The 14508-nt window shown below is 31.5% G+C and carries 4 protein-coding genes; all 4 read right to left on the bottom strand.

The annotated features are described in order from the left end of the window. Positions 1-111: 111 nt before the first annotated feature. The gene (locus MPF13_RS05175; protein WP_249981266.1) at positions 112-9651 is read right to left on the bottom strand and encodes a DUF8693 domain-containing protein; all 9540 of its coding nucleotides are present in this window, start codon (positions 9649-9651) and stop codon (positions 112-114) included. A 212-nt stretch (positions 9652-9863) separates the two neighbouring features. Beyond that, entirely contained in the window at positions 9864-11111 is a 1248-nt protein-coding gene (gene capB, locus MPF13_RS05170; protein ID WP_249981265.1) for a cysteate-C-fatty acyltransferase, read from the bottom strand. Positions 11112-11192: 81 nt separating this feature from the next. Next, on the bottom strand, positions 11193-12188 hold the full coding sequence (gene capA, locus MPF13_RS05165; protein WP_249981264.1) for a cysteate synthase: 996 nt from the start codon (positions 12186-12188) through the stop codon (positions 11193-11195). A gap of 125 nt (positions 12189-12313) precedes the next feature. Next, complete coding sequence (locus MPF13_RS05160; RefSeq protein ID WP_249981263.1) at positions 12314-14428, bottom strand: S9 family peptidase; 2115 nt, start codon at positions 14426-14428, stop codon at positions 12314-12316. Positions 14429-14508: the final 80 nt, after the last annotated feature.

Below are 14508 nucleotides of genomic sequence, written 5' to 3'. Positions count from 1 at the left end.
ATTACGATAAGAGCAAAATGTTCTAAAAGAAAACCTCTTACTAACCTTTTCTATGTTATATTATTTATTTTAATGTGTATTTGCAAAATTTACAAATACACATTCTTGTTATTATTCTATTATTATTTTCTTAGAAACTTCTCCTTTATCTGTTTTCATTTTTACAATATAAAATCCTGTAGGAAGTTGTTCTTTTATTTTTAACTCTAATTTATCTTTTTGCTCTGTAATTTCCCATGAACTTACTTTTCTCCCTAAGATTGAATACATTTCAACTTGTTCAATAAAAATACTTTCCTTTTTAGATATTACTAATTGTTTATTTAAATTGTCAGCATAAATATTTGTAAATCCGTTTAAAATATCATCTTCTGTTGATAAAGCTGAACTAGGTTTAAAGGCTAATACAAAACGATCTGAATAAGTACCCTCCTCTAAAGTTAAATTAGCTTTATTGTTTATTATTTCATAAGATTCTCCTGATAGCTTATCTGTTATATAAACTTTATCAGTTATATTTTTCATCTCATCTACAGTGATACTTACTGAACCTGAATACCCCATTACAATCTCTAATGGTACTTCTAAATCATTTGATATAGATTGCACTCCTGAAATAACAAACTTTCTATCATCTGATGGAAATTTCCAATAGAAATCTGTGTTCCCAACATCATATATCTCTGCATCATAACCTTTATCATATCCAAATGTTTGATATGGACTAAATGAAATTGCTAATTGTCTGTGATAAAGTTTGTTTTCATTTGAAATAGAGTTAAAGTTCATTCCTAACTTTATTATTGACAACTCTTTAAATGAGTTTTTCTTATTTGACTTTAAGAAAACTGACTCTGTTGTTTCATCTTTATACTCTCTTTGACTATTGTTAAAGGTAATTGTTCCTCCATTTGAATCTCCTTCTACAAAGAAACCTTGACCTATAGAAATGTATGGTTTAGGTTCTGTGTATGTAATATCACTACCTCCTAAATTTGGAGCACATTTTGTACCTCCTCCTTGATCAAATAAATTTAAATAATCAATATCTATAAGATTTGTGTCTTTAGAAGTTATTGTTATATCATCATGAACCTCTACACAATAGTCTAATTCTATAATATTAAATTCATTTAATAATGTAGATTCTAATTCAATATCATATGTTTTAGTATAGTTTCCTTCAATTTTAAGTGTAATATTTTTATTATTAACAGAGCTATATCTTATTCTTAAGGTATCAACTCCTTTGGTTATATTTTTGAACTTAACAAATTCATTAATAGCATCCATTCTAACAACATCTATATTTTGATGATTTATTGGATCTGGATCACTTTCATCTAAAACTTGTTGAACATCTCCTAATATTTCAACTTTATTCGGATCTGAGTTTTCTGCTTCAATAGTATGATCTACAACACCTTCTGCTCCTGCTACATTTTTAGCTGAAACACCTGCGTTTATGGTTCTTGTAGCATAACCTCCAATATAACCAGTAAAATTATGTCCTGTTGTATCACCTTCAGTACTATTTTCACCTGCATGTTCCCAGAAATATAAAGTTCCAGTTATAGAATCATCATTGTCTTCTATAAATTCTTTTACACTTATTGCTGATGCAAAAGGATTGGCTATTAAATAAGATTGTTCACCTCCAATTGCTGTTGTTATATTACCATCTTTTGGAAGTCCTAAAAATGTATAATTCTGAACCCTTCCTGGTCCTTTAAATATAAAACCATCTGTATTTGGTATGGTTAAATGATCATATTTATGTGCCCACGTAGATCTTGTTCCTCCATTTGCAGCATATGTATAAACCCAATAATTTGCTAATGAAATTGGATCTGTTATATCCCCATCAAAACCTCCAACCCAGGTAATATCTTTTGCTATAGAAGTTCCAATATCACTATTAAAATCAGTGGGACTTGTTCCATCTTTTAAAACATCTCCTACTGTATAAGTAGAGTCTCCTGAACTTGCAACAACTGGTGATCCTATATAATTATATCTATATAGACTTGGAACAGTTGAATTTTGATCTACTAATAATCTTCCAGTACCTGTGACTAAAGAGGCTGACTCATGTGTTTGGATTAATTGAGCTTTACTTTCTCCTGAAACATCAATTAATCGAATATCTCCATTTAAAACAACATTATTTGTTACAACTAATAAATTATTAGTAATACCTAATTTGTTACTTGCATTTACTGTTAACTTTCTTGCACTTAATCTTGAACTTGTATGATTGTAATCTTCATCAATTACTACAAAACGTGATCTATCTGGCACTCCATTTGACCATGATCCAGCTGTTCTTGTTGTTATATCAATTCTGTGTAATCCTAAACGTGTGTTCATCTCTGTTCCAGAATTATCTATTTCTGAAATTAATGGAGCATGTGGATGCCTTTCTGCTCCTCCTGCTCCTAATAACCTATAGGGATCTAAATTATCATCTACAAATACAACCCATTCTGCAGAATCATAATTAATATTAGGTGATAATGTCTCATCTATCCTTACATAAGAAGTTTTATCTGAAATATTAGCAATTACATCATATCTGTTTTCCCAAGAAGAAGTATCATTTTTACTTGATAAAGTAATAATGTCATTATTATTTTCTAACCTTGTTAACTGATTGTTTTCTAGAACTACAGCACTATTATTTATATTTGAAATAACACTAGTAGAAGTTTTAAAAATTACAGATTGACCTGGTAATAAATCACTTAAAAGTGTAAAACTTGTATCTGGTAAGACACCTGTTTGATCTCCAGATTTATCTTTATAAAGCTGAATATTTATTAAATTTGAGCTAATAGAATTTGTGGTACTAATATTTGTAATTTCTATCCATCTTTCTGTTCCAAATTGATAAACTTGAGTTATCATTGGAATACCTTGACCTGCTAAAGTATCTCTATAATCTACATCTCCCAAAGGACTATTATAATCATTATCAGTGTCATCTAAATTACTTGGAGCTGGAGGATTATGGTTGTCATTTACAGTAAAACCATCTCCTGCTACATCTGTGTTATCATCAAAAATATCATATAATCCATCTCCATCTGCATCACCTCCAGAAAGTACATTATCTGTATCTCCATTTTCTGCTATGTCTAAAATTCCGTCATTATCAGAATCTGAATCTAAGTAATCTGGATTATCTACACTGTCTGTATTTTCTGGATTTAAACCAATTAATGTTGCTGTTTCATAGTTATCATCTAACCCATTTTCATTGACATCTACAACACTAGAGCCAGTTCCACTTGGTGCATTATATCCTTTTGTTGACTGTGCTTCTATATTATCTGGAATACCATCGTTATCAGAATCGATGTCTAAATAATTGTCAACCCCATCATTATCTACGTCTGTTGGATCATTTCCTGTACTTGCAGTACTTGGAATACCTTTAGTAGAAACTGTTGTACCAACAACACCATCTGCTCTACCATCATTGTTTAAGTCTATTCCTCCTGATTCAGTTACATCTGGAATACCATCATTATCTGCATCTATGTCTAAATGATTTGGAATACCATCTCCATCTGTATCATATACATCAGGAATACCATCTCCATTTGAATCTGTGTAATTAGTTGTAGAACCATCTCCAGAATTACCAGCATCTGCAGTGTCTTTGTAATTAGGTGTTCCATCTCCATCTTCATCTCCATCTGGATCATTTCCTCCAGATTCTGTAATATCTAAAATACCATCATTATCATCATCTAAATCTGTTGAATCTGGTATACCATCATTGTCTTTGTCTAATCCTGTGATATCTCTATAATCTAAATCTCCACCTGTGTTAATATCTGAATCTTCATCTCCTAAATTACCTGGAGCTGGTGGATTGTGGTTGTCATTAACTGTTGAACCTGAAATTCCAGAATCATTATTATCATCAAAAATGTCATACAAACCATCTCCATCTGCATCACCACCTGAAAGCACATTGTCTGTGTCTCCATTTTCAGCGATATCTGCAATTCCATCGTTATCTGAATCTGCATCTTTAAAATCTGGCTTACCATCAGTATCTGTGTCTGTTGGATCTAAACCTACGAATCCTCCTGTTTCGTAATTATCATCAACACCATTATTGTTAACATCTGTGATACCATTTCCAATACCACTTGGGGCAATGTAACCATTTGTGGTTTGCCCTTCAATATTATCTGGAATACCATCATTATCTGCATCTATATCTAAATAATCATTTATAGAATCGCCATCAGAATTAATTGGAGTTAAACCTGTATTTGCAGAACTTGGAATACCATTAGTAGTTACAGTTGTACCAACTGTACCATCTGCTCTACCATCTCTATCTACATCTATACCACCAGCTTCTATAACATCTGGTATTCCATCATTATCTGAATCTAGGTCTAATGAATTAGGAATACCATCTCCATCTGAATCTATACAAGCATAAACATCAACTCTCATTTGTCCAGTTGTAATAGCTCCTGGTCCACTATGGTTTGAATTACCAAATTGTACAGTTACTCCTGCAGAACAATCATAACTAAAGGAAGAACTAAATGTCCAATCTCCTGGAACGTTTGTTGGGTCCATAAAAGGTAATGCATCTTCTCTTCCTCCAGAATCAGTATCTACCATTAATTTTATAGAAGTACCTTGAATAATTAATATTGGGTTTCCCTCACCTGTCCAAGGTGTCCATAACCCATTTCCATCTGAATCAAATCTTGCACTTGCACCATTAAATTCAGTTGTTGAAGCACCTGTACCTGTATCCCAATGGTATTGATTAAATTCTAATATTTTACTTCCATTTATGCTAACTTGTAATCCGTCATCAAAATTAGCAGCAGTAAAAAATAATTCGCAAGTATCGTATACATCATTTGCTCCTAGAGTAGTTGCAATATTAAAAGTTCCTAATGTTTCACCTGCATTTCCATCTGTTGCAGTAACAGTTGCTGATATTGGGTATCCTCCTGTAGCGCTTGCTGTATCATCTCCTGTAATATTTAATTGAGTTGTATTTGCAGCGCATTCTATAGAATCTAATATTCCATCATTATCATCATCTAAATCATCTACATTTGCAATACCATCATTGTCTGAATCTAAACCTGGTATATCTCTGTAGTCTACATCTCCTCCATTTGCTAAATCACTATCTGAATCTCCAAGGTTGGAAGCATTAGGTGGGTTGTGATTATCATTTACAGTAAATCCATTTGTTCCTGAATCATCATTATCATCAAAATTATCATCTAAACCATCTCCATCTGAATCCGAATTAGCTAAAGTATTATCCGTATCTCCATTTTCTGAAATATCAATTATTCCATCATTATCTGAATCTGTATCTATATAATCTGGTTCATCTGTTCCATCTGTATTGATTTGGTCTAAACCAATATTTCCTCCTGTTTCATAATTGTCATCTAATCCATTATTATTAGAATCTGTCATATCTGAACCTACACCACTAGGTGCCACATATCCACTTGTGGTTTGTCCTTCTACATTGTCTGGAATTCCATCATTATCTGCATCTATGTCTAAATAATCTGGAATTGCATCTCCATCTACTGTTGAAGTTGGTGTATTTCCTGTATTTGCAGTACTTGGAATACCTTCTGTATTTCCAGCTGTACCAACAATACCATCTGCTCTACCATCTTTATCTGTATCTATTCCTCCTGATTCAATTACATCTGGAATACCATCGTTATCTGAATCTAAGTCTAAATGATTAGGTACACCATCTCCATCTGTATCATATACATCAGGAATACCATCACCATTTGAGTCTGTGTAATTTGTTGTAGAACCATCACCTGAATTACCAGCATCTGTTGTGTCTTTGTAGTTAGGTGTTCCATCTCCATCTTCATCTCCATTAGGATCATTCCCTCCAGATTCTACAGTGTCTAATATTCCATCATTATCATCATCTAAATCATCAGCATCTACAATACCATCATTGTCTGAATCTCCTGGTACATCTCTATAATCTACATCTCCACTAGTAGTTGCATCATTATCTGCATCGCCTAAATTAATAGCATTTGGTGGATTGTGATTATCGTTAACTGTAAAACCAGTTATTGAAGAGTCATCATTATCATCAAAAACATCTACTAAACCATCTCCATCAGTATCTGTTGCATTGTAAGCGTCTCCATCTCCATTTTCATTGATGTCTAAAACGCCATCATTATCTGAATCAGTATCGATATAATCTGGGTCTGCATCACCATCTGTATTTTCAGGATCTAAACCTACAATAGCTCCATTTTCATAATTATCATCTACACCATTATTATTAGTATCTGTAATTGATGTAGCAACACCACTTGGTGATACGTAACCATTTGTAGTCTGTCCTTCTACATTATCTGGAATACCATCATTATCTGCATCTATATCTAAATAATCTGGTAAACTATCTCCATCTACAGTACTTGTTGGTGTATTACCTGTACCTCCTGTTGTTGAACTTGGAATACCGTTTGTTAATGGAGTACTCCCTACAGTACCATCTGCCTTACCATCTCTATCTGCATCTGTACCTCCAGATTCTATAACATCTGGAATACCATCATTATCTGAATCTAAATCTAAAGAATTTGGTAGACCATCTCCATCTGCATCATTATAAGATGCTGGACATTGTAACATTCCGAAAACGATATTATCTAAACCAACATCATTACCTGCACTACCATTTGGTTGATCATTTATTAAGACTATATCTACAGAATTTGTTGTAGCAGTAAAGTTTAATATAACCCTTTCCCAAATATCATTGTTTGCTATACCTAATGATGCTGAAGATACACTATGTAATACTGTACCTATATTATTTTGTATTTCTAATCTAAAAATTGGTATATCTGCACAATTATTACATAAACCAGCCATATCAATTCTATATCTATAATCTGCACCAATTATTAAATTGTTTAAAGATTGTCTATAAAACTCTGTATTTCCAGTATTTATCATATTAATAGATAAATACCTTCCATTAGAAGAACCTCCTGAAGGACCTGAATATTGATCTATATTAGCATCTAAATTAGAATTTTGGTCTGTTCTATTATATTGTGCTAAACCAGTAGAAAGAGATGAAACAATTGCATAAGAACCATCTGGAATAGCATTTTCATTATCATACAAGTGGTTTTTAACATTATTGTTACTGTCCATTTCTCTGGCTGTTCCTGTCCCAAAATCTTCGCTATATAAAATATCTATTTCTTCTTTATCTGTAATATCACAATTTCCATTTTCAATAACATCAATAATCCCATCATTATCATCATCTAAATCATCTACATCTGCAACACCATCATTATCTGTATCAAAACCAGGTATATCTCTATAATCTAGATCTCCACCTGTACTTAAATCTAAATCAGAATCTCCTAAATTTAAAGCACTTGGTGGGTTTATACCATCATTAACAGTTGAACCGACCATACCAGAATCGTTTACGCTATCGAAAGCATCATCTAATCCATCATTATCTGCATCTGCACCTAAAGCTACGTTGTCTGAGTCTCCATTTTCTTCAATATCAGGAATACCATCATTATCTGAATCTAAATCTAAATAATCTGGATTGTCTATACCATCCGTATTTACAGGAATTAACCCTAAAGAGCCTGTTCCATCAGCATTTCCGTTTACAGTTGAATCGTAAGCATCATCTAATCCATCATTATCTGTGTCATTACCAGAAGGAGCAACATAACCACTAGTTGTTTGAGCTTCTATGTTATCTGGAATTCCGTCATTATCTGTATCTATATCTCTATGGTTTGGAATTCCATCTCCATCTGTATCATAAACATCTGGAATACCATTACTATCATTGTCTATATAATTTGTTGTAGAACCATCACCACTATCTCCATTATCAGTCGTGTCTAAATAGTTTGAAGTACCATCTCCATCTTCATCACCATCTGGGTTGTTACCTCCACTTTCTGTAATATCTAAAATTCCATCATTATCATCATCTATATCTGTACTTTCAGGAATACCATCTCCATCATAATCACAAAATGAACTTTCAATATTTGCATTTGTAGAACTTACATCTGATTGTCCTCCACTAACTGCATTTGGAACTCCATTTGAGTCTACACCTGTTATTGAAATATCTATTGCCCCAGTTGAATCCAATTGACTTGGAACAATACCTCCATTAGCCTCTAATGCATCTGGACATCCATCTCCATCTGCATCTGTATCTAAATGATCTGGTAATAAATCTCCATCTGTATCTTTATCTGTACATTTTTGAAATGGTTGAATCTCTAAATAAGAAACTTCTAATGTTCCTCCTGAATCTGCAGTCATTAAAATACGAATGTATTTTGTAGGTTCTGTTAATACATAATCTAAATCTTCTGCAGCAGTTGTTGTTTTTGTTATGGTTTCTGTATTTGTATTAGTTAATCCATCAAAAGTAGTTTGCTCTATTGTAATTGTTTTAGAAGCTGTATTACTTGCAAAATAATCGAATTTCAGGGTTGTTCCTGTTGGAATATATTCTCCTAAATCTATAATTATTTCATCATTTACTGCGTTAAATTCGGCTCCAATATTTAAATTTGAATCTAATATATCATTACTATTATTAACTCCGTTTTTATTAAAAACACTGTTTGCAGGTGCCGCAGTTGTATTTGAGCAGTTACGTTCTTCTACATCTAAAATACCATCATTATCATCGTCTAAGTCATCTTCATTATCTGCACCATCTCCATCTGAATTTTTATTTAACACAAACACTTTACCATCTCCATGGTCACTTGTAGCTGCTATAAATTCTATTTTAGTAATATTTGAACCAATTGGAACTATATTTTCCATTTCAAACAAAGCTATACCAGCTGTATTAGCATTACTTTCTACAACTCTATCTGCTAACCAATAATCAGACGCACCATTTGGAGCAGAAATAGCATTTGCAGTTCCTAAGTTACCACTACTCCCTGTACCACCAAACCCCCAACTTGTACTATCTTGAATTACATAAGTTGTTCCTAAAAGTTGCTCTGGTCCTCCTCCATTAGGAACCCCATAAATTTTTATATATAAACAGTTATTTGCATTTCTTTCTGTTACAACTAAAATTGAACTTTCACTAGTAATAGTATTTGTAAAAACTAGTGTTTGAATTTGTGTTCCCGACAAATCTGGGTTTAGATCATTACAAATGTTATCTCCATTTCCATTTGCTTCAAAATAATGCGTTAAGTTTCTATCTTGAAACGCTGTTAAAGCAGAGGCATTCCATGTAGCACTTGCACTTGTTGTTTCTAATTGTACTGAGTTTTCCCTTATATTATTACTGGCATCATTACCTGCTGGTCCTAATTGAGTTAAAACATAACTTGATGGGGCTCTAAAGTCATCATAAACATCGCCATTTATAGTAATACTTTTAATAGTGGCAGGTTGATTACCTGCAGTTTGAATATCATTCCATTGAAAAGTTACACCAGATTTAATACTCTGAGCACTTGAAGAAAATGCTAATAGAAAAACAAAAAGGGTTAATATATAATGTAATTTAAAACGAAGAATTCCCCCACAAATCTTCATTTCTTCTACATTTTTAAGCATAAGAAGTCATTTTTATTAGTTGCAAAAATAATATTTTTTTACTGTTATTTAATTTTATGACACTAATTTATTTAATTAGTCACAGTTGAGCATTTTTTTATCAACTAACAAAAATTGTTTATAATATTTTTTTTTAAAAATCATTTTAAATTTTTAAGAAAACAAAAACCTCGCAAAAAGCGAGGTTTTTAAGTTTATATTTTAATAAAAAATTACACTAATTCAGCTGCAATTCTTTTATAAGTACCATTTTCTAAATTTTCTCTAATTGCAGAAAAAGCAGTAATAGTTTCATCAATATCTTCTTGAGTATGTGTTGCAGTAGGAATTAATCTTAAAATAATTAATCCTTTAGGAATTACTGGGTATACAACTATAGAGCAAAATATTCCATGATTTTCTCTTAAATCATTTACCATAGCCATAGCTTCAGGAATATCTCCTTTTAAAAAAACTGGTGTTATACATGTTTGAGTTGTTCCTAAATCAAACCCAGCATTTCGTAAACCAGATTGTAAAGCATTGGTATTGTCCCATAATTTTGCTTTTAACTCTGGCATTGTACGCAACATATCTAAACGTTTTAATGCTCCTTTAACCATTGCCATTGGTAATGATTTTGCAAACATTTGAGAACGCATATTGTATTGTAAATATTGAATTACTTCTTTATTACCAGCAAAAAAAGCTCCTATACCTGCCATAGATTTTGCAAAAGTTGCAAAATACACATCTATTTCATCTTGAACACCTTGCTCAAAACCAGTTCCTTTACCTTCTTTTCCTAAAGTACCAAAACCATGAGCATCATCTACTAATAATCTAAAATTATATTCCTTTTTAAATGATACAATTTCTTTTAAACGACCTTGTTCTCCACGCATTCCAAAAACTCCTTCAGAAATCACTAAGATTCCACCACCAGTTTTTTCTGCCATCTTTTTGGCACGTTTAATATTTTTCTCAAAACTAGCCATATCATTGTGCTTGTAAACAAAACGCTTACCAGCATGTAAACGAACACCATCTATAATACATGCATGTGTATCCATGTCATATACTATAATATCATTTTTAGTTACCAAAGCATCTATAGCAGAAACCATTCCTTGATATCCAAAATTTACTAAATATGCTGCTTCTTTTTCTACAAACTCTGCACATTCTCTTTCTAATTGTTCATGATAAGGTGTATGACCAGACATCATTCTTGCTCCCATAGGGTAAGCCATTCCATGTTCTGCAGCTGCATCTCCATCTGCTTTTAAAACTTCTGGATGATTTGCTAATCCTAAATAATCATTTATACTCCAAGTAACAACTTTCTTACCATTAAAAGACATTCTGTTAGAGATTGGTCCTTCTAGTTTTGGAAAAACATAATAACCTTCTGCTTGTTTTGCCCATTTACCTAAAGGTCCTTTATCTGCTTCTATTCTTTCAAATAAATCTTTCGTCATTTTTCTATTTTTGAAATTTCTTCGAAATGCAAAGTAACCGCTTTTTTTGCAGTTTATCAAATTGTTAAGTACTCAATAATCTTAAAGAAAGTTGTTTTCTTTCATCCAATCATCGCTATAAATCTTATTCATATAACGTGATCCATGGTCTGGAAATATTAATACTACAAAACTATCTTCATTAAACATTCCTTTTTTATCATACTGTTTTGCTGCTTTCATTACAGCACCACTTGTATAACCTGGAAACATTCCTTCTTTTTTTACTATTTTTCTAGCTTCTAAAGCAGCATCTTTATCAGACACTTTTTCATAGACATCTATAATATCAAAGTCTGTTGCAGTTGGTATTAGATTTTTTCCTAGACCTTCTATTTTATAAGGACTTACTTCATTTAAATCTAACTCTCTTGTTTCATGGTATTTTTTAAGAACAGAACCTATTGCATCTACACCTAAAACTTTAATATTGGGGTTTTGTTCTTTTAAAAACTTACCTGTACCAGAAATTGTACCTCCAGTACCACTAGCTACTACTAAGTGCGTTATTTTACCATTAGTTTGTTCCCAAATTTCTGGTCCAGTAGTTCTATAATGAGCTTCTATATTTAATTCATTAAAATACTGATTTATATATACAGAATTATTTGTTTTTCTATGAATTGCTTTGGCTACTTCATAATAAGATCTTGGATCTTCTGGAGGCACATTTGCAGGACAAACATGTACCTCTGCTCCCATTGATTTTAATAAATCTATTTTATCTCTAGAAGATTTATCACTTACTGCTAAAATACATTTGTATCCTTTTACAATACTTATCATTGCCAAACTAAAACCAGTATTTCCTGAAGTAGTTTCTACAATTGTAGCTCCTTTTTTTAAGATTCCTTTCTTTTCTGCATCTTCTACAATATGAAGTGCAATTCTATCTTTTGCAGAATGCCCAGGATTAAAAGCTTCAAATTTTGCGTAATATGAACCAGTTAGATTTTTGGTTATTTTATGAAGTTTAATTAGAGGTGTGTTACCTACTAACTCTAAAATTGAATTTGTAATTCCTTTATTTCTAGTCATACTATCACTATTCTCAAAGTAAATGTCATTACAAGAAATGATCACATTAAACTTGAAATGACATTTATTTTTTCTTCGATTTCAATCGCAAAAGTACGTTTAATACTTTAAATATTTAAATTGATTTAAGACTTAATTTTAAGGTTGCTTATTTTACCTTCTAGCGCTAAAAAGAACGTGTACATTTTAGCAGTTTCTTTTAAAGAATCAAAACGTCCAGAAGCACCTCCATGGCCTGCCTCCATATTTGTATCTAATAAAAGTAAATTATTATCTTTTTTAACATCGCGTAATTTAGCAACCCATTTTGCTGGTTCCCAATATTGTACTTGAGAATCATGAAAACCTGTTGTAACCAAAATATTAGGATACTCTTTTGCAGTTACCTGATCATAAGGTGAATATGATTTTATGTACTCATAATATTCCTTTTCATTAGGATTTCCCCATTCATCATATTCTCCTGTTGTTAATGGTATACTTTCATCTAACATGGTAGAAATTACATCAACAAAAGGTACAGATGCTATAATTCCATTATACAATTCTGGGTTCATATTTACAATAGTTCCCATTAACAATCCTCCTGCAGAACCTCCCATAGCATATAAATGTTTTGGTGAAGTAAAATTGTTATCAATTAAAAAATGAGAACAATCTATAAAATCGTTAAAAGTATTTTTCTTGTTTAACATTTTACCATCTTCATACCACTCTCTTCCCAAATATTCACTTCCTCTAATATGTGCTAATGCATAAACAAAACCTCTGTCTAATAAACTTAATCTTGTTGATGAAAAACTATCTGGAATGGTATATCCATAAGAACCATAAGCATATTGTAATATTGGTGTGTTTTTATTTAACTTAGTTTCTTTATGATAAACTAAAGAAATAGCTACTTTTTTGCCATCTCTTGCTGTTGCCCAAACACGTTTACTTGTGTAGTTTTCTTTTTTAAACTTCCCTCCTAAAACTTCTTGTTCTTTTTTAACATCTTTAGTCTTTTTACTCATGTTAAAATCTATAACAGAACTTGGTGTTGTAAAAGAATTATAAGAATATCGAATGGTATCTGTATTAAAATTTGGATTTGCATAAACACCAACAGAATATGTTTCTTCTGTAAATGGTAAATAATAATCATCTGTTTTATCCCAACGTTTAATTCTTATTTTATTTAATCCGTTTGTACGTTCTTCTAAAACTAAATACTCTTTAAAAATTGAAAAATCTTCTAATAAAGTATCTTCTCTGTGTGGTATTACGTCTATCCAATTTTCTTTACCAGTATTATTAACTGGAGTTTTCATTAATTTAAAATTGGTAGCTTTATCTTTATTAGTTAAAAGATAAAAGTGATCTTTAAAATGAGAAACACTATACTCTAAATCTCTTTCTCTTGGCTGTATAACTGTAAATGAACCTGTAGGATTATCTGCATCTAAATATTGTGATTCTGTAGATACTGTACTATAAGAACCAATTAAAATGTATTTATTTGATTTAGATTTTGCTACATAAGTTCCAAATGTTTCATCTTTTTCATGATAAACCTCAACATCTTCAGAAGTTGGAGTTCCTAAAACATGTCTGTAAATTTTTACACTTCTAAGAGTTACTGGATCTTTTTTGGTGTAAAAAATTGTTTTATTATCATTTGCCCACACAGAACCTCCAGTTGTGTTTTCTATAACATCCTCATAAATCTCGCCAGTTTCTAAATTTTTAATACGTAAAAAATATTGTCTTCTACTAACAGTGTCTGTTGCAAAAACCACCAATTTATTATTTGGAGAAACATTTAAACCTCCTAATTGATAGTAATCGAAATCTTTAGCCATTTCGTTTACATTAAAAAGAACAACTTCTTCTGCTTTTAAATTTCCTTTTTTACGACAAAAAATTGGGTATTGATTCCCTGTTTCATAACGAGTAATATAAAAATAGCCATTATCTTCATAAGGAACAGAAGAATCATCTTCTTTAATTCTACCTTTCATTTCTTCAAATAAATCTTCTTGAAATGATTTAGTATCTTTTGTAATAGCCTTATAATACTCGTTTTCTTCTTCTAAATAACGTATTACTTTTTCTGTTTGGGCGTCTTTAATTTCAGCATTTTTTTGCTCATCAGATAAACGCATCCAAAAATAATTATCAATTCTTATATCTCCATGTTTTTCTAACTTTGTAGGCTTTTTATCTGCTATAGGAAATAAGGCATCTGTACTTTTCATGTTCTCGTTTTTAGAAGCGATTGCAAATGTAAGGCTTAAACCATAAATGAAATAACTATTCTTTTCATTTTTAAAGTAAA

The sequence above is a fragment of the Polaribacter sp. Z022 genome (assembly GCF_023555495.1).
GTDB lineage: Bacteria > Bacteroidota > Bacteroidia > Flavobacteriales > Flavobacteriaceae > Polaribacter.
This window is presented reverse-complemented; position numbering and strand designations above follow the sequence as displayed.